This is a genomic window from Pelagibacterium sp. H642, assembly GCF_031202855.1.
Classification (GTDB): Bacteria; Pseudomonadota; Alphaproteobacteria; order Rhizobiales; family Devosiaceae; genus Pelagibacterium.
Genome location: NZ_CP101830.1, coordinates 38852 through 60809, shown reverse-complemented (window position 1 = coordinate 60809; position 21958 = coordinate 38852). Strand labels below are relative to the sequence as shown.

The window sequence follows — 21958 nt, the reverse complement described above, 5'->3', positions numbered from 1 at the left end:
ATCGGATTTGAAACGCAAGGGTCAGGTACTCGCCCTCACCGAGACCTCCCGGCGTAGCGCATCCGCCTCGTATGCGGCTTCGATTACCGCCACGACGTGACTGGCATATTCTCCCCCCACCGGCACTTCGGCCTCCCCGCAAATTGCGGCCTGAAACGCCCGCCACTCACGCACGACCGCATGATGCATCCAGTCTGGTTCAAAGGACTGATCGAGCTTCGTCCAGTTCCCATCCTGCCCCATCCAGGTGCCCGTATCGAAATCAATCCTTAAGGCTCCCTGTTCACAAACCAGATCCATGGCAAAGCTCACTGCACCGTTGCGATATCCCACGCTTTGCACCTGCCCCACCGCGCCATCGGCAAACCGCAGACCAAGCAGCGCGGTGTCGTCGGCCTCCTGGTCGTGAAAATTTGTGCCCATCATCGCGCTTACGCCGCTCACCTGCTGCCCCATCAGCCAGACCAGACGATCGAGCGCATGGATGCCAGCGGTCATCAGCATGCCGCCCCCTGACGCGCGACCCATATGCCAGGGCTGGCGGTTGCTCTCCATCCAGAGCTTGATCATCCAGCCCGACCCCATGACAGGGCGCCCCAGCCGGCCGGAATCGATCACGGTCTTGGCCGCAAGGCAGGGCAGCGCGAAATGCACGACGTGCCCGACCATGAGTTGAACGCTCCCCTGACGAACCGCTGCGTTTATCGCGTCACATGCAGCAATGCTTGGCGCCATCGGCTTTTCGAGCAGAATGTGCTTTCCCGCTCCCGCCGCGGCTATGGCAATCTCCTCATGTAGATTGTGCGGAGTTGCTATGACCACGGCATCGACCCGGGGGTCGGCCAATAGGTCCTGCCAACCAGTATAGCCCCTGCCCCCAAACCGTTCGGTAAACGCGGCAAGCGCCGCCTCATCGCTGCGACAGGCCGCAACGATGTTTAGCCCATCCACTTCGCTGATCGCCTTGGCGTGCACCGCCCCGAAATGACCTGCCCCGATGATTCCAATGCCCGTCATGATTGTGCCTTCTGGTATGCGGCATCGATCAGACGCATGGCCGCGAGATAGTCGTGGATGGTAACAGCCGGTTTTTGCCCAGCGTTAAGCCTTGCGATCGCATCGGCAGTAAAGAGCCGATAACGGGTTGTGGTCGGCTCGATGGCGAGGGGGCGCTGGACATTGTCGTCGAGCGTTGCCGCAAAGGCGGTATCGCCGCGGTCGATCAGCGTGGCATTGGCGCAAGCAATCCGCCATTCGAAATCCCCACCCGGGCGCATCAAGGCAAATGTGTAGCCCGCCTCAACCACAAAAAACGCGTCGGTCTCATCGGCCAGGATGACGAGCGCGTGGTCTTCCACGGCCTCCTGGCTATAGATGCGCTTGCCGATCTGGCTCGATACGATGCGAAGTTCGCCTCTAGCCAGCGATAGGGCCGCATCGATGCCGTGAATCCCCAAATTGCGCAGCGCCCCGCCACCACCGATTTGAGGCTCAAGCAACCACCCTACCCCATCGTCGCGATAGCGCTGAGGCGGCCCATTGACGAGCCGAAAGTTGGAATGAGCGAGGGGTCCGGCGCGTCCCTCGTTGAGGAGTCTTTGATGTTCGGTAGGCACCGGGCCGAGGCGATTGGGCAGCGGCAAACCCACAAAGGCGTCATGGGCCTCAGCGAGGGCGCAAAGAGCTTCCAATTGCGCTGTCTCGGTTACCGCCGGCTTTTCAATGAGCATTGGCACACCCGCCTCAATGACGCGGCGCGCCAGATCGGGCACATCGCAAGGATGACCCATCAGCACGACGAAATCGGCCATCTCCAGGGCGGCATCGAAATCAGCAATAACCGGTACGCCGTAGCGGGAGCCAAATTGACCCGCCTTTTGCCGATCCTTGTCCCATGCGCCGACCACGCTGGCGCCCGCGGCGATTGCTGCATCGAAGTGCATTTGAGCGTGCCAGTGACTTACCCCGAGGAGAGCGATTTTCATGATGATATCCTATATCCGCTTGCAGGATATCCCATATGTTGATATGCATCAACACTCGCCGGCTGTCCGTCCGGCAATCCGGAGCACGCGAAGATGCCCAAAGCATCGATAAAGCCCCTCGATCGGCCACCCCTCCTGCATGTCACCGTGCAAGAAACGCTCAAATCCTATATTGAAGCCAACCGCTTGCGTGCTGGCGATCCATTGCCTCCAGAAGCGGTTCTCGCCCAGCAATTGGGCGTGGGGCGCAATTCGGTGCGCGAAGCCATCAAGGCCCTTGAATCGCTGGGAATTCTCGAGACCCGTCGCGGAATCGGCGTTTTCGTCGCTGCCTTTTCTTTCCAGCCCCTGCTCGACAATCTCGCTTACGGGCTGCGTGATGAATTGCGCGATGTCGAGGAGCTGCGCGAAATCCGCCGGGTTCTCGAAACCGGCCTCATCGACAAGACCATCGCCATGATTTCCGAACAAGACCTGGCCCAGCTGCGTGAGGTTACCGCGCGCATGAAATCGCGCGCCGAACGCAATGAAAGCTTTGCAGTCGAAGATCAGCAGTTCCATCAGCTTTTGTTCCGCTGCCAGAACAATCAGATGCTCAGCGCACTGATCGACATTTTCTGGATCGCCTTCACCAAGGCATCCAATTTCACCAATCTCGAGAACCCCAACCCGCTCAATACCTGGCGGGATCACCATGAAATCGTCGAGGCGATTGCCGCCAAGGATGTGGAGCGGGCTCGTAGCCGACTCAACGACCACTATCGCGGCATTCAACAGGTGATCGCGCGAACACGTGAGGGGTTGGAGTAAAAATCGCAAGTAAGGGAGGAGACTTGACTATGCGACTTAAACCTTTGGCTCAAGTGCTGGCGCTCGCCGGCCTGCTTCTGGGCGGAACGGCACTGACAATGCCGGCGATGGCTCAGGAAAAGACAATCACCGGCGGCTTCGATGTCGGTCCGGGCGGCTTTCCAAACAACTTCAATCCCCTGGTTGCGACCGGCGGCTTTATGTGGCTCAAGACCTATTTCGAGCCCCTGGTCATCTATAATGCCGAACTCGATGCGCTCGAGGGGGCCCTGGCCAGTGAATGGACGGTCAGCGAGGACCAGCTCACCTATACATTCACCCTGGTCGAAGAAACCTGGCACGACGGGGAAGCCTTCGATGCCGAGGACGTTAAGTTCACCCTTGATCTCGCCCGCAACGCAGAGTCCGGCAGCGTCTTTGCTGCTCGTCTCAGCGCCATTGAATCGGTGGAAGCGACCGATGAGCGCACGGTGACCTTGAGGCTCAACCAGACCAACGCTTCGCTGCTTTCGGTGCTGGCCCAGGTCATGATCCTGCCCGAGCACGCGCTGGGCGAGGAGGATGTGGCCAACATCGCAAACAGCGATTGGTGGTCCACCGAGGCGATCGGTACTGGCCCCTTCATGTTCAGCCGCTATGTAACCGACCAATATGTTGAAGTGGTCGCCGACGAGGACTACCGGCTCGGACGGCCGAAGGTCGACCGCCTGATCAACCGCTATTTCGAAAATCCCGCCGCTGCCGTTTCGGCGCTCCGGGCCGGTGAAATCCAGTTCACCTATGTGGAATCCGACGATGCCACGACCTTTGCCAATGATGCCAATTTCGAGGTGATCGAAGGCAATTCCTTTGTCGTCAACTATATCGGCTTTAACCAGATGGTGGGCATTTGGGAGGACGTTCGGGTGCGTCAGGCGGTGATGCACGCCATTGACCGTAACGCCATCATCGAAAGCCTCTATGGCGGCGCGGCGCAAATTGCCAATTGCGGCTATGTCGCCCCCCATCTGGTGCCCGAGGGGCTCAACGAATACCCCTATGATCCCGAATTGGCCCGCCAGCTTCTTGCCGAAGCGGGCTGGGATGAGATCAACGGCAACGCGCCCATTACGTGGCTGACCTATTACGACTCGCCTCAAGCTGCCAACGTGATGGCGGCCATCCAGGCCATGCTCGCCCAGGTCGGCATCAATGTCGTGCCCCGCGTTGTGGACGTCCCGACCTATAACGGCATTGTCTATCAGCAGGAAAACCCCGCCTGGGACGAGTTCGCGCTGGTTTATGCCGGGCTTCAGAATGGCCCCGATCCCGCCGGCATCAATCCCGGACTCAACGGCTCGCAACTGCCGCCGGTGGGCGCCAACATCATGCGCATCGAGTTCGACGATCTCAGCGCCGCTTTCGATGCCGCGCTGGGCGAAACCGACCCAGAGCAGTTGAACGCCCGCTGGCAGGAGGTCTGTCGCGTGATGAACGAACAGCTGCCCTGGGGCACAATGTGGGTGGCGAACCGCTATGGCGTCGCCTCGACCGATCTGGTCGATTTCGTCTGGACCCCGGCCCCGGCGGGCGGCCCCTACGCCGACCATCCCGAACTCTGGGATATCGAGTAACACCCCCGCCCTTACAAAGGGACCTTGCGCGCCCCGCGCGCAAGGTCCCCAATCTTCGGCGTTAATCCACACCAGGGATGACGACATGCTGAGCTATTTGCTGCGCCGTGCCGGTATCGGGCTTGTGATGCTGGTCGCCTTGAGCATTCTCATTTTCATCCTGCTGCGCCTCGCGCCCGGAGATCCGATCTCGGCCTATGTCAATCCCTCGGTTCCGATGTCTCCGGCCGCTCTTGACGCCCTGCGCCAACGCCTCGGTCTCGATCAGCCTCTGCCGATCCAGTATCTGGCCTGGTTGCGAGCAGCCCTCACCGGCGATTTCGGTTTTTCCATCCAACGCGGCGGCGTCGCCGTGCTGCCACTGGTTGTTGCACGGATCTGGCCCACCGTACTGCTGATGGTCTCAGGTCTTGTGGTCGCCATCGCCATAGGGATTCCGGCCGGCATCATCAGCGCTGTGCGCCGCAATTCGCCGCTCGATCTGGGCCTTTCGGCGATCGCCTCGTTGGGCATATCGAGCCCGGCCTTTCTCACCGCCCTTTTGGGTCTCTATATTTTCGCCGTGCAGCTGCGCATTGCGCCCTCGGGCGGCATGCTCACGCCAGGTGCTCCGTTTTCGATCGGCGATCTCTTATCTCACCTCATTTTACCCGCTCTGCTGCTCTCGATAGCCCATGCGGCACTGATCATGCGCTACATGCGCTCATCCCTGCTCGAGGTGCTCAATCAAGATTATGTCCGCACGGCCCGCGCCAAGGGCGTTAAGGAATTCTGGGTGATCCTCAAGCATGCGACGCGCAACGCGCTGCTGCCGGTGATCACGCTGATCGGATCGACCATCGGCATTGCGGTGGGCGGTGCGATTTTTCTTGAGAGCGTTTTTAACTGGCCGGGCATGGGATTGTTGCTGGTCAACGCCGTCAACACCCGCGACTACCCGGTCATTATGTGCGCCACGCTGATCATCGGTGCCTGCGTAATTGTAGTCAACCTTTTGACTGACCTTGCCTATGCAGTCGTCGATCCGCGCATTCAGGTGGCCCAATGAGCCAGGCCACTGCTCCCCTCGCCCAAACGCGTTCGGTTGGCCCCATTCGGCGTGCGCTGGATCGCTTTTTCGGCAATGGCGCCGCCATTGTCGGTCTCATCATTCTTGTTCCGATCCTTCTGGCCGTCACCACCTATCAATGGTGGCTCCCCTATGATCCCATCGCAATCGATCTTGTCGCTATCAATAAGGGTCCTTCGACCACCCACTGGCTGGGCAGTGACGGTGTGGGGCGCGACGTGCTGGCACGGCTGCTGCAGGGCGGGCGGACATCGCTGACCGTTGCGATTGTTTCGGTGATCATTTCGACGATCATCGGATTTCTGATCGGCGCGGTCGCAGCTTTTGGCGGTCGGCTCGTCGACGGTGCTTCCATGCGGCTGGTCGACCTGGCCATGACCCTGCCGCCGGTCATCTTCCTGCTCGTTCTCGCTTCTATCGCCGGCACAGGCATTGCCCCGACCATACTGGTCATCGCGCTCCTTTCCTGGCCAGTGCTCTCGCGCATGGTACGCGCCCGGCTGCTCGAGCTGCGCGAGCGCGATTTCGTCGTCGCGGCGCGAGGCATGGGCGCTGGCGTGCCCCATCTTCTTTTCCGCCACGGCCTTCCCAATTGCATCGACATCATCGTCGTCTACGCCACCTTGCAGGTGGCCAACGCCATCCTGCTCGAGGCAGGGCTGTCCTTTTTGGGTCTGGGCATTGCCCCGCCCGAGGCGAGCTGGGGCAACATGCTCAATTCGGCCCGCTCATCGATCGTCCTCGAACAATATCCCTGGCAATGGATGTCCGCTGGTTTCGCTCTGGTCCTGACCGTCCTGGCTATCAACTTCATTGGCGACGGTCTGCGCGATGCGTTCGATCCGCGCTCCGATCTCAACTAAAAGGGTAAAAAATGCCTCTGTTCACCGGCGTCGTCCCCCCCGTCGTCACCCCGCTCAATTCCGATTTCACTGTAGATTATGCTTCGTTCACCCGTGTGATCGAGCATCTTCTCGATGCCGGTGTTCACGGTCTTTTCGTCCTGGGCTCGACCAGTGAGGTCGTCTTCCACGATGCCGAAACGCGCAAAAAAATCGTCGAACATGCTGTAAGGATTGCTAAGGGCAAGGTGCCGGTGCTTGCCGGGACCATCGATCCGACCACCGACCGCGTCATCGGCCATGCTCGCGTCGCCCGAAACGCTGGTGCGGACGCTATTGTTGTGACTGCACCCTTTTATACCCGCACCAATCAAGCCGAAACCATCGACCATTTCCGCTACATTCGCGAGGCGGTCGACATCCCCTTGATCGCCTATGACATCCCCGTCTGCGTCCATATCAAGCTCGAACGGCAAACCACAGTCACCCTCGCGCGTGAAGGCACTATCGCCGGGCTCAAGGATTCGAGCGGCGATGACGGCAATCTTCGTTACGTGATTGCCGAGCTCAAGGACATTGACAGCTTTTTTGCCATGACGGGGTCGGAGATCGTGGTCGACACAGCACTCGCCATGGGCGCCCATGGCGTTGTGCCGGGGCTGGGCAATGTCGATCCGGCCGGTTACGTCAAAATCTGGAACCTCATGAAAGCGGGCAAGCACGCCGCTGCACGAGTGGAACAGGAGCGGCTTTGCGCGCTGTTTGAAATCGTGCGCGTCTCGCTCGAGCGCACCAGCGCCGGTTCGGCCGGGGTCGGCGCTTTCAAGACCGCCATGCAGCGCCTGGGCATTATCGAGGGCAACACAATGGCTCGCCCTCAACGCACGCTCAACGCCGAGGAAGCGAGCCGCATCGAGGCCATTTTAAAAACCGCAGGACTCATCGCCTGATGACCACGCCGGTTCTCGATATCAAGGGCCTGCGCACCGTCTTTGCCATCGGCGGGGCGAGCGTTCCCGCCGTACAAGATCTCGATCTTAGCATAAAGGCCGGTGAGACGGTGGCGTTGGTCGGGGAGTCGGGGTCCGGAAAGTCAGTGACCAGCCTCTCGATCATGGGCCTGTTGCCAAGAAAGGTCGGGCGGATAGATGCCGGATCGATTGCCCTGACCCTCAAATCGGGCGATCGCGCCGCGCTCGAAAGGCTCGGGAGCGAAGAGCTCCGCCGAATCCGCGGCAATGATATCGGCATGATCTTCCAAGAGCCCATGACGAGCCTCAACCCGGTCTATACAGTGGGCGAACAGATCGCCGAACCGATCCGCATTCATCTTGGCAAATCGCGCCACGACGCGGCCCAGGACTCGGTCAGACTGCTTTCAGACGTTGGCATTCCTGATCCCGCCCGCCGCGCAACCCAATATCCTCACGAGCTCTCCGGGGGCATGCGCCAGCGTGTCACCATTGCTATGGCGCTCGCCTGCGACCCGCAATTGTTGATTGCCGACGAACCCACCACTGCGCTCGACGTCACGATCCAGGCTCAGATCCTCGAGCTCTTGGCCAAGCTGCAGCGCGAACGCGGCATGGCTATGCTGTTTATCACCCACAATCTCGGTGTCGTGGCCGAAATCGCCAATCGGGTCGCTGTCATGTACGCCGGGCGCATCGTTGAGAACGGGCCGGTTTCCGAGGTTTTTTCCCATCCGCGCCATCCCTACACCAAAGGGCTGTTGCGCTCTTTGCCACGATTGAGCCAAGCGGTTAAGCTCAAGCGCGAAAACCAACCCTTGCCTACTATTGCCGGTTCGGTGCCCTCGCTGCGCAGTCTGCCCAAGGGTTGCGCCTTCGCCGATCGTTGCGATTATGCGATCGCCGCATGCCGAGAGGCGGTGCCGCCACTGCTCGTCACAGGCCCAGCGCGCCAGGCCCGTTGTATCCGCTGGCAGGAGGTCTAGCCATGCCCGCGCCCTATCTTTCGGTGCGTCACCTCACCAAGCATTTTAAGCCAGCCGCTTTTTCCCGCGGCCCCACCATAAGAGCGCTCGAAGATATTTCCTTTGACATTGCCGGTGGTCGGGTCGTGGGCCTAGTGGGGGAATCGGGATCGGGCAAGACAACGATCGGGCGTGCGGTTCTGCGTCTGGTCGAGCCGACAAGCGGCGAAGTGCTGATTGAGGGCACCGACATAACCAAGCTTTCTGCCCGCCAGTTACGACTGCAGCGCCGCACGATGCAGTACGTATTCCAAGATCCCTCGCCAGTCTCTCACCGCGCATGACCATCGGACAGATTTTGACCGAGGGTCTCGACATCCAGCGCATCGGAACCAGGGCCGAAAGGCGCGAGCGCGCAGAGCGCGCCCTGTCGCTGGTCGATTTGCCTGCTGACGCCTTTGAGCGCTATGCCCATGAGTTCTCCGGCGGCCAGCGCCAGCGCATCGGAATTGCGCGCGCGCTGACCATGGAGCCCAAATTCATTGTCGCCGACGAACCGGTCTCGGCGCTAGACGTGTCGATCCAGGCCCAGGTGATCAATTTGTTGCGTGAGCTTCAGGTGCGTCTGGGCCTCACCATGCTGTTCATTTCGCACGATCTGGCTGTCGTGGAATATATCTGCGATACCGTTGTGGTGCTCTACCTTGGCCGCATCATGGAGATCGCTCCCGCTGCCGAACTCTATGCGCGTCCAACCCATCCCTATACCCGTGCCCTGCTTTCGGCCATTCCCTCGCCTAACCCGGAAATGCACGGGCAACGGCAGGTTTTGACGGGCGATATCCCAAGCCCTGCCAATCCGCCCTCGGGCTGTGTTTTCCGCACCCGCTGCCCATTCGCGCTGCCAGCCTGTGCCGAAACGATCCCCGCACTGCGTGAGGTTGCTCCCGGCCACAGCCGCGCCTGTATTCGCGATGATATCCTAGGGTAATGTACAATGAGCAAGCTTCTTCCGAGTTGATTTCCTCCCAAGCTTTCGTGACTCGATAATCAGCGATCGCTTGACACGAGTCTGTTTCTGGCCGTGCGCGTTTGCGGAAGCACATGATGCCAACGCTAACGCCGTTATCGCAGCTTTCATGCGGCCCTTCCTTCGAGCATATGCCTAGGTCGATTTATGATTCATGGGTTCTCACCGGCAACATGAGGGCAGCTTTTGCGGATTCGAACGGCAGAAATGGGACGGCAGCTAACGGTTATCCGCGACAATGCGGCAAAGCCGTTCATAAGCATTGGAAAGGCTCTTGGGCGACGGCGAGGCCGTCACCGTCGCCGGGTGCCGGTGCGCTCGAAATGAACGTCGTCGGCATCACTTCGTGCCGGAGCTAAGGGACGTTTTCACTACACCCCGCATGAGGAGCTGAAATTCACTCGCGCCCGGCAAAGCAGACAATTCACAGGATGTTCGGAACATTAAGTATCGGTTCGAACCTCCTTGGGCCATGCGGAAACCAGATGGGCACGATAGCTACTCTATAGCCCTCCCAATTGAACATTAAACTAGGATCACAAGACCAATAAATACGCTAAGAAGTTCCGCCCTTTCGGTGGCATCGGCAGTTTGCTGCCGGTCGCACGAAAGTCGCTGACGCCGCCGCCAGTATTGGCTTCGTCGGAGGAGGTGGAGCCATTCCGTCTCTATCAAGCCGGAAAAGAAATTCTCGCTTGCTCTTGGTAGTAAACTTGCCTACCATCGGACAAAAGGAGAACTATCCTATGGCCAATGTCGAAAAGGTGAGCGTCGCCCTCACCCCGGAAATGGCGGCAATGATGCGGGAGGTCGTCGAGGCTGGCGAGTATGCCTCGGCGAGTGAAGTCATGCGGGAGGCTCTACGCGACTGGAAGCACCGGCGGACACAGCGCACAAAGGCTGTTGAAGAATTAGGTCGGTTGTGGGATGCCGGCATGAATAGCGGTCCGGCCATCGATGGCGAGGAAGCCTTCGCTCGAATCGGGCAGAAGCTTGATGCCAAGATTGCCGCGCGTGGGACTAAATGAGCTATCGGCTTCGACCACAGGCCGAGGCGGACATCGAAGCCATTGCCCTTTATATTGCCGAGGATAATCCTGTGGCGGCGAAACGCTGGTTCGACGATATTCACCTTCGTTGTCAGCGAATTGGGGAGATGCCGGGTATCGGAGTTGCTAGGCCAGAGGTGCGGCCTGAACTGAGAAGCTTCCCTGTCGGCAATTACTTAATTTTATACCGCCAAATCGACGAAGGGGCAGAGGTCGTCCGCGTCGTGCACGGTGCACGACAATGGGAAGACCTGCTCTAGGGGATGTAGGCCGCTACATTCGCGAGGCGGTCGACATCCCCTTGATTGCCTATGACATCCCCGTCTGCGTCCATATCAAGCTCGAACGGCAAACCACAGTCACCCTCGCGCGTGAAGGCACTTTGGAGCACTTGCAGGCCTCTGTGCCACAATGGCCATGACAGCGGCGATGCGGCGTCTTCACGAAAAACTTCCGCCCAAGCAAAGCTACCCGCTGCCACCTCGCGAGATCACCGACAGGATGATCCCCTCAGCATCGCAGGAGATCAAGAGTGCCGCGACGTTGTTGGGACATTTCGGCTACGGCGCACTAGCGGGCGCCCTTTACGCCTGCCTCCCAGGCAAGCGTATGCCGGCCGTCATCTACGGCCCGCTGGTGTGGACCGCCAGCTACTTCGGCTGGATACCGGCGGCAGGCATCCTCGAGCCAGCCCATCAGCATCCGGCTCGGCGCAACGGACTGATGATTCTTGCACACGCTGTTTGGGGCCTCGCCCTTGGGCTCGGATTGAAGGAGTTGTACACAGCATCGGAACGGAGCTTCGGTATGGATGTCGAGCCTCAAGCCACGCCGAAGGATGCGAAGGCGAAGCCCGGCACTGCCGCGAAACATGATGAATGGCGAAGGCCCGTTCTTGATCACTATCATGCAAGCAAAGATCGTTTCGGGGGGCCGAAGATCGGGGAATACGTGCGGAGCGTAAGGAGCGAAATACGCGGCTGCCATCCCTAGGTGGTGCAGATTGCCTTTGGCACGCTCATCAGTATCGTGACCGGTGGTGACACCGCTGCATTGCGTCGGATTGTTCTTTAGCAGATCACCGTCTCTGCCAACCGAGCTGTCGGAAGTGATTGGCTGTCCGAAGCTTCGGTACTTTCGGTCTGGCGCGTTGAAGAGGGGCGGAGGGAAGTCTCTCGTTGTTCTCAGCGCTATCGTCGAGTTCCATTCGTGATACGACGGGAACATCGTAGGCACGCACTAATGGCAGCTTTAGCTTCATATTTGCACGAAGCTGCCCGAACGGTTTCCACCCCCGGATGGACATTGGCGCCAACTGACAATTTCGACCAGGACATGTTTAGACTGCGGACACCCTTTCTCGCTTCCGCAAGAAGCAGGTGAATCGGTGTGCAGAGGATGGCGGGGAGTAATACCAGTTTGTGTCCAGCTAAGCTCTCTGTTAGTTTCTTTGTCCAGCACGGAGCTCCCATGGACGAAACAACGATTATCGATGCTGTGCAGGCAAAGCTTGCCCAACAAGACGGCATGCCACTCTATCGCAAGGTGGCCTCGGCGATCGATGGTCTGATTGGGACCGGCACGCTCAAGCGCGGAGCGCTCCTTCCCAGCGAAAGGGTTGTGGCGGATCGCTTGGGCATCTCGCGGGTAACGATCCGCAAAGCGTTGGACGTGTTGATCGCGCAGGGTGTAATCCGTCGCAAGCAGGGTAGCCGCACTGAGGTAACCGCAAGGGTAGAAAAATCCTTAGCGCGTCTTTCGAGCTTTTCAGAAGACATGCTCTCGCGCGGGTTCTCACCCGGATGCATCTGGATTTCCAAAGAGTTAACTTATCCCACACCTGCCGAAGCCATGGCCCTCGGGCTTGGCCCGAGCGGGTCGATCCTGCGATTGAAACGGGTAAGGACAGCCGACGCGGTTCCCATCGCCATCGAAACAGCCGCTGTGCCGGCAACCATTCTCGATAACCCCGATCTCGTTGGAGAGTCGCTTTATGCCGTACTTGATGCTGTCGGCGCGCTGCCGGAACGCGCCATGCAGCGCATGAAGGCCGGCCCCGCCGATGCCGCCGACAAGCTCCATCTCGGCCTTGAGGGACCTGCCAGCCTGCTGATCGTCGAGCGGCGGTGCTTTCATGGCGATCGCATCATCGAATACACCCAGACCCGCTATAGGGGCGATGTGTACGATTTTGTGCTCGAACTGCATCGATAATACCAGTCAAAAACCAGTTGCCAGACACATCGGCGGTGCTATCGTTCCCCCAATCAAGGGGCGAATGGACCAAAATGCACGCACTGCTCGAGACACTCAACCAAGGGCTGATCGTTTCCTGCCAGCCTGTCCCTGGCGGCCCTATGGACAGCGCCGCTTGCGTTGAAGGCTTTGCCCTTGCCGCGCTTCAAGCGGGTGCGGTGGCGCTGCGGATCGAGTCTGTGGCCTATGTCGAGGCGGTGCGGGCGCGCACGCAAGCGCCGATCATTGGGATCATAAAGCACGATCTTGATGGCTATGACGTGCGCATCACGCCCACGACCGAAATGGCGCGCGAGCTTGTCGCGGCGGGCGCCGATATCGTGGCCTTCGATGCCACACTGCGCCCGCGCCCCGATCCGGTGAACTCGATCATTGGCGCAATCCATGATGGCGGTGCGATCGCCATGGCCGATTGCGCTGACCTTGCCGACGCCAGGGCGGCGCTGGCTGCGGGTGTCGATTGCATCGGCTCAACCCTTTCCGGCTATGTCGGCCCTGGCCCCGAGCCCACCCTCCCCGATTTCGAGTTGATCGAACAGATGTCGAAGCTGGGGGCGTTCGTCATAGCCGAAGGACGTATCCGCAGCCCCGAGCAGGCGGCGCAAGCGCTGGCGGCGGGTGCCAATGCGGTGGTCGTGGGTTCTGCCATCACCCGCACCGAGCACATCGTTTCCTGGTACAGGGACGCGATCGCGGCTTCCGCGGCGCACCCGGGCATGCTTGGAGCCTGATCCATGGCCGATATGCCCTGCGACACGCTTCTGGCCATCGATATCGGCGGCACCAAGATCCTCGGTGCGCTGGTCGATGGGCGGACTGTTTACGACAGCGTTCAGATCGCGACCCCCGGCTCTGGTGATCCGCGTGTCTGGATTGAAGAACTGCTCGAAAAAGGGATGGCATGGCAGGGCTGCTTCGGACGGGTGGGCGCGGCGGTGACCGGCATCGTTCAGGCTGGAAAATGGTCGGCGCTCAATCCCAAGACGCTGACCATCCCGCCCGATTACCCTCTAGTCGAAACGCTCAGTGAACTCACTGGCAAGCCGGCATTGGCGGCCAACGACGCACAGGCTGCGGCCTGGGGTGAGTATTTGTTCGGCGCTGGCAAGGGCACGCAAGCTTGCGTCTTTCTCACCCTTTCCACCGGAATTGGCGGCGGAGTTATCGTCAATGGCCGGCTACTCGAAGGCATGGCGGGGCATTTCGGCCAGTTCCGCGGCGACGTCGCTGACGACACCCCGCTCGAAAGTGGCGCAACCGGCCGCTGGATGGCCGAGGCGGCGCGCGAAGCAGGGTACGATCTCGATGCGCGTGGCGTGTTCGAAGCCGCCGGAAAAGGCGCAGCATGGGCCGACGCGATCATCGCACTCTCGGCCAAGCGGATCGCAACGCTCTGCGCGAACATCCAGCTCGGGCTCGCTCCGCAAAAGATCATCATCGGTGGCTCGATCGGACTCGCTCCGGGCTTTATCGAGCGGATGGGGCGATTGCTTGAAGATTTGCCTCCGCTCCAGCGTCCGACGCTCGTGCCAGCGCGACTCGGGGGGCAAGCCGGGATCGTGGGGATCGCGGACCTCGCCGCTTCGGCGGGGAAACGAACAATCAACCAAAGGGAAGACGGATATGAATAATTCAATGATCAAGGCCGTAACGGCGACTCTTTTTGCGACCGCTATGCCGCTAGGGAGCGCACATGCTGCCGTAACGGTGCTCGGCTGGCCGGGTGGACCCGAGGAAACCGCGCTCAGGGCCGTGACTGAAATCTATAACAACCAGGAAGGGTTGGCCGAAGAGGATCGCGTTGAACTGCTGTTTTTTGCCCGCGACGGATTTTGGGACAAGCTACAGGCTGATCTCGCCGCCGGTACCACGGCGTTCGATCTTAACCTTTTGGCCACCTATTCAATCGGCCGCTACGCTCCCTTCATGGAGCCGGTGACGCTCTCGGACGAGGCGGAAGCGGTTTACGGGGAATCGGTGCTCTCGACCATGCAGTTCGAAGGCGCCCAGTACGGCGTTCCCACCGATCTCTCGCTGCACGTCATGTACTACCGCCAAGACCTGATCGACGCCCTGCTCGCCGATCCGGATGCCGCCCAAACATATGGCGACATTTCCGAAGAGTATCTGGGCACCCGGCTCGAGCCGAAAAATCCAGACGAGTGGACTTGGGACGACTACGCGGCAACCGCCCTCTATTTCACCCAAAGCGTTAACCCCGATAGTCCCACCCGCTATGGCACCGTGCTGCAGATGCAGAACCTTTTGTTCAACATGATGGTCTGGCAGTCCACGGCGCGTTCGTATGGCGGCAACTGGATGGATGATGCCGGCAACGTTACGGTGGATTCCGAAGCCTATCGACGCGGGCTTGAGCTTTATAAGCTCCTCTATGACGCCGGCACCACCCCCCAGGATTCAACATCTTACGAGTTCCCCGAAGCCAACGCTGCCTTCACCTCGGGACAGGTGGCGACCATGCTGCAATGGAATGGCGCGGCAGCCGAGCTGACCAATCCCGAGACCGCCCCTGCCGTTGCCGAATCCGTGGCGATCGTCGCCCCGCCCGCCGGGGACGAGGGTCGGTTTACCCATATCCACGGTTTGGGCTTCGGTCTCAACCAGAACGCTCCCAACAAGGAAGGGGCGGCAGCGTTCCTGCAATGGCTCTCGACTGAGAAGGCGGCCCTGGCCTATGCGGCAGCCGGGGGCGCACCCGCACTCACCCCTGACGTGGTCTCCCAGATCGCCGATGCGCGTCCCGAACTCGTGCAGTTGGGCGAGTTCGCCAGCCAGTACGGTTATGTGATGAACGGGGCGACCGGCGCCAATGCGCTGAGCGTCTACGAGCTTCAGGCCCAGCACTTCACCGGCTACTGGACCGGCCAGGAAACGCTCGATGAGGCGCTTTCGGCGGTCTCGGCTGGCATGGAAGAGCTGCTCAGCAAATAAAGATGAATGGCGCCGGGTGGACACTGCCCGGCGCCATTTTTCCTCAACGATCTATGGACACACCGATGGGCGAAAAGCGGCAAGTGGAATGGGGCGTGCTCACTGCGCCCATGGTCGGCTTTCTGCTGCTGTTTCTGGGCTTCCCAGCCCTGGTCAATATCGTTTATTCGCTTTCGAGCGTGAGTTTTCAGACCCTGCGTGCGCCCGAGCTGAGCGGATTTTCCAATTACCTTGCTGTCCTTGCGGACAGTGATTTCTGGCGCTCGATTTGGTTCTCGCTTCGCTTTGGCATCATCACAGCGCTTGCCGAATGTCTCATCGGCTTTTTCCTTGCCATCTTTCTTGCCCCCCTGTTCGAAAAGCGCTCATGGCTGCTGGCCATCATCATGCTGCCGCTCATGGTGGCGCCGGCGCTGGTGGGGCTAATGTATCGATTGGTGCTGCACGAATTCGTCGGGCCGGTGCCTCATTATCTCTGGGCCTGGTTCAGCTCGGCCCCGGCATTTCTCAATGTGGCCAATGCGTTCTGGACGCTGGTGGTCATTGAAACCCTGCAATGGACCCCCTTTGCATTCTTACTCTTTTACATGGCCTATCGCGCCATCCCCCTCGATATACGTGAGGCCGCCCAGATGGACGGATCTTCGGGCTGGGACACGCTTTGGCGTATCGAAATCCCGCTGATGGCGCCCACCATCGCGATCGCAATCTTTATCCGCTTCATCGACGGGTTCAGGGTTTTCGACAATGTCTATGTGTTGACCGGTAGCGGGCCTGGTGGATCGACCCGGTCGCTCTCGATCTACATTTATGAAGCCTTCTTCCGGCAGGGCGAGATCGGGCCGGCGGTCGCCGCCTCGGTGCTCTTGTTCATCGCCTCCTTTGCGGTGCTGTTTTTCATCAATCAGGGTCTGGCAAGGAGGGCGAGATGATCGTTACGACATTGCGCTGGCTGGTGTTTGCCATCGCTGCAATCGCGCTCAACTTCCCCGTTATCGCAACGCTCATCACCTCGTTCAAATCGAGCCGCGAGATCGCCTCCAATCCCGGGCTTTGGATACAATCGCCCACGCTCGAAAACTACGCGTCCGTTCTCCAGGTCACCGACCGGCTCAACATCTTTGCCTATCTCTGGAATTCGGCAATTGCGGCGCTGACTGGCACAACGCTGGCCATTATGCTCGCCTTTCCCGCTGCCTATGCGGTCGCCCGCTCCGGCTTCGGCCGCCGCACGCTGATGCCACTGATCGTCAATCTGCGTGCCTTGCCGCTGATCATTTTCGCTATTCCCATCTATATGATGTTCCAATGGGTTGGATTGCTCGACACCCAACTTGGCCTGGGGCTGATCCTCACCATCGTCAACTTGCCCTTAGCCCTTGTTATCCTTGTCAACGCCATCGGCGAAATCCCGATAGAACTTGATGAGGCCGCGCATATGGACGGGGCGAACCGGTTCACGATCATCACCTCGATCATCGCCCCCGTTTGCCGGCCCGCTATCGTCACCACCTTCATCTTTGGCTTTATCACCGCCTGGAATGAGTTTTTGTTCGGCCTGATGCTCACCACGCGCCATGCGGTCCCCATGACTGTGGGTGCTTCGTTCTTTTTTTCCTCGGGCGGCGGCGGCATTCAATGGGGCACTGCTTCAGCCGTGATGATCGTCGCCGCGTTGCCGCCGGCCGTGCTTGGTCTCGTTATGTATCGACAGATCAGCCGTTCACTCACGGCGGGGGCGGTGAAGGGGTAAAGGCGCCAGGGGTCACTCGAATTTGGCTTCTGCTTGTTCGGTGATCGAGCAGCTTTGAGCCGATTGACCTGTGCCCAAGACGCTCGGCGCAGGGCTGAAGGCAGCAATCGTGCGACCAGTCCCATTTGTCTTACCCTGCGCTGGAACCGCCGATCAGAGAATGTCGCTGCCCATGCCTCAACACGAGGAGAGCACAATGGCTGACGATCCCAGAAAAAAGGATTTGCGAGACGGCGACTGGGTTGCCGCGGACCAAGGGTACGAAGTTCGCTATTTCGCCCAACAGAATGGCATTTCCGAGGAGCAGGTGCGTGGCCTGATCGACCGGAACGGTAACATGCGTGATGTGCTCAAGCGCGAGGCAAAGAAAATCCGGCAGCCCTGAAATCGCTCAGGTGAGCTGTGGCTTGCACCGCGTTCTCTTCGGTAGGATCGGTCCAGAACGCTTCCGTCGCGGCCCATCGCGGGCTCAAAGCCGGACCGATGAGTATTGGCGTTCTGGACTATCGGGCGCGACACAAGCTCCGGTTGATCCATGGCGGTGTGAAGGCCCACACAGGGGCCCCGAAATCGTGAAGATAGAATAAACCGCGCTCTGATGCCGAGCCTAGCTAAAGCTCTTGGATGCCTTCGCGCTCGCCTTAAACGAAGGTACTGGCAATACGTTCGATCCTCCGAAGACGGGCAAACCGGGACGACGACGGAAGCGGCTTCCGCCAGTTTGATAATGCCCTTTCGAAATGTTCGAGAACTCGAAAAGCCGTGAATCTGGAGCAGAGCGGGTTTGGCTCGATCGCCAACTTCGATCCGCCGGTAAAAAGGCGCATGGTCTGGCGCGTCGGGGGTGGGGAGTTCCCGTAACATCTGGTTGACACGAACGACTGCCATGCAACTGAGCGGAAATGAACATAGACGCGTCCAGCGTCCGTTATGATCAAACTGCCCTCGTTCAACAAAGTTGCCAGCCCACCGACGGATTGCTAACGCTTCTTCATGCCAAACCGTATCGCTCTCTTTTCTCTGCTTGTTCCCGAATATGATGAAGCCTTAGCTTTCTTTTTGAGCATCGGCTTCGAGTGCCGTGAAGATACTGACCTCGGCAATGGAAAACGTTGGGTCCGAATTGCTCCACGTGGCGGGGAAACTGAAATTTTGCTGGCTCGTGCTGTCGGCAATCAGCAGATCTCAACGATCGGAGAACAAGGGGGCGGACGTGTCTGGCTTTTTCTGGAGACCATGGATTTCGATGCCGACTATCTCCACATGCGAAGCAAGGGCATCCATTTCGAAACAGAGCCGCGCATTGAACCCTACGGGCGCGTCGTCGTCTGGCGGGATCCTTGGGGAAATCGTTGGGACCTGATTGAGTTTTCCCATGTCGACCGCAGTGGCACCGGCAGCTAGTCCTTGAGGTTATAGCTGCCTCACGGCTAGCCGTGGATTACGCACGGCAAGTTGGGGGTGGAATGCTGTCCGTTCGCTCCTAGAAAGCCATCTTTGCAAGTTGCCTACCATCTCCCGAGTGAAAGATCTGCATGAGTTCTCAGCCCAAAGTTATTACCTTGTGTGGTTCCAGCCGCTTCCCTGATGCTTTCCATCTGGCGAACCTGCATCTCTCCATGCTGGGTCACATTGTGATTAGCCGGGGTGCGTTCGGGCATGCCGATCAACCGACCGGTTCGCAGTTCCTGTTGTCCGACGGAGACGAGAGCACCCCGGAGAAACAGGCGATAGACCAGCTGCACTTCCGCAAGATCGACCTTGCTGACGAGATCTTCGTGGTCAACGTCGGTGGCCATGTCGGGTCGAGCACGAAACGGGAGATTGAATATGCCCGCTCGCTGGGTAAGCCGGTCCGCTGGATGTTCCCAGCCGAGTAAGCGGAGCTGCGCCGCGCCAGCGAGCGTGGTTATGCCGACGCCGCACCTTGAGTCTCTTTGCCCAGGAGGGCGTGCGGCTGCGGTCGCGAGGGGGAGACACCCAGAACGACGCCCCCATGAGAAGCATCCACACTCCTCATTGCAACAGCTGTAAACGCTGGGCGCACAAGCCGAGATCAGCAACAGCTTTCAAAGCTCACTTCTGGATGGCAAACGCGGACGCACAAACAACAGGAAGACTATGGCAAGAAGACCCGCGCCCAGCGGCTCGTTCTGCGGCAGAAACCCCGATCAAGCTCTCCAACCCCAAGCCGGGTGAAGAGCAAGGTCGCAGCAAATATCGCAACGCCGAGCAGCCCAAACCACAAGGCCAATGGCTTTTCTGGAGCGGGACGTTGAGGTTTTGTCAGTCACAACAAACATCATATTGCTCCTAGGCAGCTGGGCTGCCCAGGAGCAGACGCTTGGCTATCCGCGGCCGCGATAGGTTGGCACACCTGGGTCGGGCAACCAGACATGCTTTGGCGCAATGTCGGTCTGCCAGAACACATCAATTGGGATACCACCTCGCGGATACCAGTAGCCCCCGATCCGGAGCCACCTGGGCTCAAGCAGGCTCACCAGCCGGCGTCCAATTGAAACTGTGCAACCCTCATGGAAGGCGCCATGGTTGCGGAACGAAGTCAGGTAGAGCTTGAGCGATTTTGACTCGACCAGCCATTCGCCCGGAACATAGTCGATGACGAGGTGGGCAAAGTCTGGCTGGCCAGTAACGGGGCACAAGGAGGTAAACTCCGGGACCGTGAAGCGAGCAACATAGTCTGTATCGGCTTGTGGGTTAGGTACCCGTTCCAGGACAGCCAACTCGGGGCTCTCTGCAGCCTTAGCTTCACGACCGAGCTGTGTGACATGAAGGGACATGTCAGTCATGCGGGTGCTCCAGCAAATTTACGTTCCTGCCGCTCGTCGCGTGCACGTAGCCAGTAGATGAATGGGGGCGCAGCCAAAACCATCCAGCCCTTGCCCACGACCTGCCCCCACATCAGCTCGGTACTGCCAAATGCCAGCTGCAGGAAGATGAGGGTGTCAACGACGAGGCCGACCCCGCTTGATGCGACCACCGCCAGGACAAAGTCGCGACGCTGTAGTGGTGTATAAACACTTAGGTCGGCCAGCTCGGACACAAGGAATGCTGCCAACGAGGCCAACACCAAAGGCGGCGGCGCCACTAGCACGGATAGCCCTGCGCCTGTGGCAATAGCCACGACTGTCCAGACCAAGCCCAGGCGACGCTGGACCAGGTCACGCAGCACGAAAGCAAGACCAGCAACAATGACACCGCTTGGTGCTAAAAGACCCGGAGCAACTGGGATCAAACAAGGACTATCGGGGGGGCAGGAAGTCCCCACATTGCCGATCATCCAGTTGGCGAGTGGAACAGTTGAGGCGAAGGCGGCAAGCAGGGCAAAGCCCTCGATCCGCCGCCGCGTATAAAGACGAAAAGACATTAAGTTCTCCTGCGGTCAGGCAAAACAGACCTGCGCGGGGTTGCGTTAGCTGCAGGACAACTTGGAGCCAAGGCCCTGCAACGGAGGGTTAGTGGAAAGCCGGCGCTATGCAACCATGGTGAGTGTCCCGAGTGACTCGAGGCAGGCCGCAGCGGCTTCGCGTCCCTTGTTGTGAGCACCGTCACCGCTGGGACAATGCCTGTTCATCGGTATAGGTGGTGAGAATGCCGGAGGTCAACGCACGCCTGTTTCAAGTGAGCCGTTCATGAGGACGGTGATAGCGGCGAGGCTGATTTATTCAAAATGCGTCGTATCGCCCTCGATCACACAGCCCAAGCACACTACGCCATCGACTTGCCGCTCCTGGCCAAGGTTTGGCGGTGCCGGGATCTCGGATGCACCGAGCGCTGAATAGATCTGCTCCTGGGGGACCCATCTCTCACTCACGTAGGCGACGGCGCCATTGAGCAAAACCGAACGTTACCTGTTTGTTGAAGCGACTGACGATGATGGATTTTGGCGTGGGCCATGGATGGGTCAGAAAAGGGCACTTGTTCAATGCGCAGACCGTCGGGCTGATCATCAGTCCAGCGAAAGCCCAAAGGATGAGCCGCGGGCCCTCTCCGCTCGAAAGCCTAGCCTCGGATTCCGGCGGAGATACCTGGCAAGCGCACGCCGGGTCAGGGATTTTGCGGCGGAGAACGTCCAGGACAAACTCTCGATAGCTTGCCTGGCGGCAGAGTGCGGACTTTCCCGACGGCATTTTATCCAGGCATTCGCCAAAACGTTTAATGTCACCCCCCATCGCTATGTCCTTGATGCGCGGCTCCAACGGGGCGGTGCGCTTACTTTGCTTTGGTGAAGCTGTCGATCGCAGAGGTCGCTTATCTGAGCGGCTTTTCGAGCCAGAGCCACCTCACATCCACAATGAAGCGGGCCTGGGACAGACCCCCGCACAAGTAAGGCAAAGGGGATAGTGGCACGAGTGTGGCACAAGAATCACACCCTACGCTTTTCCGCCGCCCTTTAGCACTTTCCTGACAAATTGCGCTTTCGTGAAATACTCCGCGCGCGAATCTGCGTTGAATTGCCCTTCAAACGTCCAGTTTAGGGAAGTTCGAGCATCATTGCGGTGTGCCGATTTCCACAATTCGGCACTTGCTCGGACAGCGCATGCACAGGCGGCTCCCACTGGACCAATTCGTTCGAGGGGCCGCTAATGCATGATCCTGTTTTTTTCTCAGTACCTGATTTAGCCCGGTCCTGGCGGAATGC

At 59.4% G+C, this 21958-nt stretch carries 24 protein-coding genes and 2 pseudogenes; 21 read left to right on the top strand and 5 right to left on the bottom strand.

The window, feature by feature from the left end:
* Positions 1 to 21: 21 nt before the first annotated feature.
* Together NO934_RS18480 and NO934_RS18475 are read right to left on the bottom strand one after the other, a co-directional pair.
* Complete coding sequence (locus NO934_RS18480) at positions 22 to 1017, bottom strand: Gfo/Idh/MocA family oxidoreductase (RefSeq protein WP_309164165.1); 996 nt, start codon at positions 1015 to 1017, stop codon at positions 22 to 24.
* Positions 1014 to 1985: a Gfo/Idh/MocA family oxidoreductase gene (locus tag NO934_RS18475; RefSeq protein WP_309164164.1), complete on the bottom strand. Its 972-nt coding sequence runs from the start codon at positions 1983 to 1985 to the stop codon at positions 1014 to 1016. The genes NO934_RS18480 and NO934_RS18475 overlap by 4 nt, the downstream gene beginning before the upstream one ends.
* Positions 1986 to 2078: 93 nt before the next feature.
* On the opposite strand from NO934_RS18475, the gene NO934_RS18470 reads away from it, so the two are divergent.
* The 20 genes and pseudogenes from NO934_RS18470 (at position 2079) to NO934_RS18380 (ending at position 19175) form a co-directional block, all read left to right on the top strand.
* Positions 2079 to 2795, top strand: coding sequence for a FadR/GntR family transcriptional regulator (locus NO934_RS18470; protein ID WP_309164162.1), 717 nt, complete (start codon positions 2079 to 2081; stop codon positions 2793 to 2795).
* 29 nt (positions 2796 to 2824) lie between these two features.
* Complete coding sequence (locus tag NO934_RS18465; protein WP_375143315.1) at positions 2825 to 4408, top strand: ABC transporter substrate-binding protein; 1584 nt, start codon at positions 2825 to 2827, stop codon at positions 4406 to 4408.
* An 85-nt stretch (positions 4409 to 4493) separates the two neighbouring features.
* Positions 4494 to 5456, top strand: coding sequence for an ABC transporter permease (locus NO934_RS18460; protein ID WP_309164161.1), 963 nt, complete (start codon positions 4494 to 4496; stop codon positions 5454 to 5456).
* Entirely contained in the window at positions 5453 to 6340 is an 888-nt protein-coding gene (locus NO934_RS18455; protein ID WP_309164160.1) for an ABC transporter permease, read from the top strand. The genes NO934_RS18460 and NO934_RS18455 overlap by 4 nt, the downstream gene beginning before the upstream one ends.
* Positions 6341 to 6351: 11 nt before the next feature.
* Positions 6352 to 7269, top strand: coding sequence for a dihydrodipicolinate synthase family protein (locus NO934_RS18450; protein ID WP_309164159.1), 918 nt, complete (start codon positions 6352 to 6354; stop codon positions 7267 to 7269).
* Positions 7266 to 8276 carry an ABC transporter ATP-binding protein gene (locus NO934_RS18445; protein ID WP_309164384.1) on the top strand — a complete coding sequence of 337 codons (1011 nt, stop codon included), beginning with the start codon at positions 7266 to 7268 and terminating at the stop codon, positions 8274 to 8276. The genes NO934_RS18450 and NO934_RS18445 overlap by 4 nt, the downstream gene beginning before the upstream one ends.
* 2 nt (positions 8277 to 8278) lie before the next feature.
* A pseudogene (locus NO934_RS18440) lies at positions 8279 to 9246 on the top strand (ABC transporter ATP-binding protein).
* A gap of 785 nt (positions 9247 to 10031) precedes the next feature.
* A complete protein-coding gene (locus NO934_RS18435) occupies positions 10032 to 10313 on the top strand; it encodes a type II toxin-antitoxin system ParD family antitoxin (protein ID WP_309164158.1) in 282 nt (93 codons plus the stop codon).
* Positions 10310 to 10594 carry a type II toxin-antitoxin system RelE/ParE family toxin gene (locus NO934_RS18430; RefSeq protein WP_309164157.1) on the top strand — a complete coding sequence of 95 codons (285 nt, stop codon included), beginning with the start codon at positions 10310 to 10312 and terminating at the stop codon, positions 10592 to 10594. The genes NO934_RS18435 and NO934_RS18430 overlap by 4 nt, the downstream gene beginning before the upstream one ends.
* A pseudogene (locus tag NO934_RS18425) lies at positions 10570 to 10737 on the top strand (dihydrodipicolinate synthase family protein); the annotation flags it as partial. The gene NO934_RS18430 and the pseudogene NO934_RS18425, both read left to right, overlap by 25 nt.
* An 8-nt stretch (positions 10738 to 10745) precedes the next feature.
* A complete protein-coding gene (locus tag NO934_RS18420; protein ID WP_309164156.1) occupies positions 10746 to 11327 on the top strand; it encodes a hypothetical protein in 582 nt (193 codons plus the stop codon).
* A 477-nt stretch (positions 11328 to 11804) separates the two neighbouring features.
* Positions 11805 to 12548: a GntR family transcriptional regulator gene (locus NO934_RS18415; protein ID WP_309164154.1), complete on the top strand. Its 744-nt coding sequence runs from the start codon at positions 11805 to 11807 to the stop codon at positions 12546 to 12548.
* Between the two features lie 74 nt (positions 12549 to 12622).
* Positions 12623 to 13321 carry an N-acetylmannosamine-6-phosphate 2-epimerase gene (locus tag NO934_RS20695; protein ID WP_375143314.1) on the top strand — a complete coding sequence of 233 codons (699 nt, stop codon included), beginning with the start codon at positions 12623 to 12625 and terminating at the stop codon, positions 13319 to 13321.
* Between the two features lie 3 nt (positions 13322 to 13324).
* Positions 13325 to 14221, top strand: coding sequence for an ROK family protein (locus tag NO934_RS20690; protein WP_375143313.1), 897 nt, complete (start codon positions 13325 to 13327; stop codon positions 14219 to 14221).
* Complete coding sequence (locus tag NO934_RS18405; RefSeq protein WP_309164152.1) at positions 14214 to 15542, top strand: extracellular solute-binding protein; 1329 nt, start codon at positions 14214 to 14216, stop codon at positions 15540 to 15542. Before NO934_RS20690 ends, NO934_RS18405 begins: the two co-directional genes overlap by 8 nt.
* 65 nt (positions 15543 to 15607) lie before the next feature.
* Positions 15608 to 16474 carry a sugar ABC transporter permease gene (locus NO934_RS18400; RefSeq protein ID WP_309164150.1) on the top strand — a complete coding sequence of 289 codons (867 nt, stop codon included), beginning with the start codon at positions 15608 to 15610 and terminating at the stop codon, positions 16472 to 16474.
* Positions 16471 to 17295, top strand: coding sequence for a carbohydrate ABC transporter permease (locus NO934_RS18395; RefSeq protein WP_375143312.1), 825 nt, complete (start codon positions 16471 to 16473; stop codon positions 17293 to 17295). The genes NO934_RS18400 and NO934_RS18395 overlap by 4 nt, the downstream gene beginning before the upstream one ends.
* A gap of 196 nt (positions 17296 to 17491) precedes the next feature.
* Positions 17492 to 17680 (top strand): DUF3606 domain-containing protein, encoded by a 189-nt coding sequence (locus tag NO934_RS18390; protein WP_309164148.1) that lies wholly within the window; start codon positions 17492 to 17494, stop codon positions 17678 to 17680.
* Positions 17681 to 18288: 608 nt separating this feature from the next.
* Positions 18289 to 18699, top strand: a complete 411-nt coding sequence (locus tag NO934_RS18385) for a VOC family protein (RefSeq protein WP_309164147.1) — start codon at positions 18289 to 18291, stop codon at positions 18697 to 18699.
* 131 nt (positions 18700 to 18830) lie between these two features.
* On the top strand, positions 18831 to 19175 hold the full coding sequence (locus tag NO934_RS18380) for a hypothetical protein (RefSeq protein WP_309164145.1): 345 nt from the start codon (positions 18831 to 18833) through the stop codon (positions 19173 to 19175).
* A gap of 468 nt (positions 19176 to 19643) precedes the next feature.
* Here the strand turns inward: NO934_RS18380 and queF are convergent, their stop codons facing one another.
* From queF to NO934_RS20685, 3 genes are all read right to left on the bottom strand, one after another.
* On the bottom strand, positions 19644 to 20105 hold the full coding sequence (gene queF / locus NO934_RS18375; RefSeq protein ID WP_309164143.1) for a preQ(1) synthase: 462 nt from the start codon (positions 20103 to 20105) through the stop codon (positions 19644 to 19646).
* Entirely contained in the window at positions 20102 to 20683 is a 582-nt protein-coding gene (locus NO934_RS18370; protein WP_309164141.1) for a VUT family protein, read from the bottom strand. Before NO934_RS18370 ends, queF begins: the two co-directional genes overlap by 4 nt.
* 294 nt (positions 20684 to 20977) lie before the next feature.
* Positions 20978 to 21130, bottom strand: coding sequence for a 6,7-dimethyl-8-ribityllumazine synthase (locus NO934_RS20685; protein WP_375143311.1), 153 nt, complete (start codon positions 21128 to 21130; stop codon positions 20978 to 20980).
* A gap of 85 nt (positions 21131 to 21215) precedes the next feature.
* On the opposite strand from NO934_RS20685, the gene NO934_RS20680 reads away from it, so the two are divergent.
* The gene (locus tag NO934_RS20680; protein WP_375143321.1) at positions 21216 to 21545 is read left to right on the top strand and encodes an AraC family transcriptional regulator; all 330 of its coding nucleotides are present in this window, start codon (positions 21216 to 21218) and stop codon (positions 21543 to 21545) included.
* The last annotated feature ends 413 nt before the right edge of the window (positions 21546 to 21958 follow it).

Coding starts and splice junctions, on each gene's coding strand:
- NO934_RS18480 (WP_309164165.1), bottom strand. CDS start 1,017: ATGACGGGCATTGGAATCATCGGGGCAGGTCATTTCGGGGCGGTGCAC.
- NO934_RS18450 (WP_309164159.1), top strand. CDS start 6,352: ATGCCTCTGTTCACCGGCGTCGTCCCCCCCGTCGTCACCCCGCTCAAT.
- NO934_RS18455 (WP_309164160.1), top strand. CDS start 5,453: ATGAGCCAGGCCACTGCTCCCCTCGCCCAAACGCGTTCGGTTGGCCCC.
- NO934_RS20695 (WP_375143314.1), top strand. CDS start 12,623: ATGCACGCACTGCTCGAGACACTCAACCAAGGGCTGATCGTTTCCTGC.
- NO934_RS18400 (WP_309164150.1), top strand. CDS start 15,608: ATGGGCGAAAAGCGGCAAGTGGAATGGGGCGTGCTCACTGCGCCCATG.
- NO934_RS20680 (WP_375143321.1), top strand. CDS start 21,216: ATGGGTCAGAAAAGGGCACTTGTTCAATGCGCAGACCGTCGGGCTGAT.
- NO934_RS20690 (WP_375143313.1), top strand. CDS start 13,325: ATGGCCGATATGCCCTGCGACACGCTTCTGGCCATCGATATCGGCGGC.
- NO934_RS18475 (WP_309164164.1), bottom strand. CDS start 1,985: ATGAAAATCGCTCTCCTCGGGGTAAGTCACTGGCACGCTCAAATGCAC.
- NO934_RS18470 (WP_309164162.1), top strand. CDS start 2,079: ATGCCCAAAGCATCGATAAAGCCCCTCGATCGGCCACCCCTCCTGCAT.
- NO934_RS18395 (WP_375143312.1), top strand. CDS start 16,471: ATGATCGTTACGACATTGCGCTGGCTGGTGTTTGCCATCGCTGCAATC.
- NO934_RS18465 (WP_375143315.1), top strand. CDS start 2,825: ATGCGACTTAAACCTTTGGCTCAAGTGCTGGCGCTCGCCGGCCTGCTT.
- queF (WP_309164143.1), bottom strand. CDS start 20,105: ATGACTGACATGTCCCTTCATGTCACACAGCTCGGTCGTGAAGCTAAG.
- NO934_RS18390 (WP_309164148.1), top strand. CDS start 17,492: ATGGCTGACGATCCCAGAAAAAAGGATTTGCGAGACGGCGACTGGGTT.
- NO934_RS18420 (WP_309164156.1), top strand. CDS start 10,746: ATGGCCATGACAGCGGCGATGCGGCGTCTTCACGAAAAACTTCCGCCC.
- NO934_RS18435 (WP_309164158.1), top strand. CDS start 10,032: ATGGCCAATGTCGAAAAGGTGAGCGTCGCCCTCACCCCGGAAATGGCG.
- NO934_RS18385 (WP_309164147.1), top strand. CDS start 18,289: ATGCCAAACCGTATCGCTCTCTTTTCTCTGCTTGTTCCCGAATATGAT.
- NO934_RS18405 (WP_309164152.1), top strand. CDS start 14,214: ATGAATAATTCAATGATCAAGGCCGTAACGGCGACTCTTTTTGCGACC.
- NO934_RS18460 (WP_309164161.1), top strand. CDS start 4,494: ATGCTGAGCTATTTGCTGCGCCGTGCCGGTATCGGGCTTGTGATGCTG.
- NO934_RS18430 (WP_309164157.1), top strand. CDS start 10,310: ATGAGCTATCGGCTTCGACCACAGGCCGAGGCGGACATCGAAGCCATT.
- NO934_RS18370 (WP_309164141.1), bottom strand. CDS start 20,683: ATGTCTTTTCGTCTTTATACGCGGCGGCGGATCGAGGGCTTTGCCCTG.
- NO934_RS18415 (WP_309164154.1), top strand. CDS start 11,805: ATGGACGAAACAACGATTATCGATGCTGTGCAGGCAAAGCTTGCCCAA.
- NO934_RS18380 (WP_309164145.1), top strand. CDS start 18,831: ATGAGTTCTCAGCCCAAAGTTATTACCTTGTGTGGTTCCAGCCGCTTC.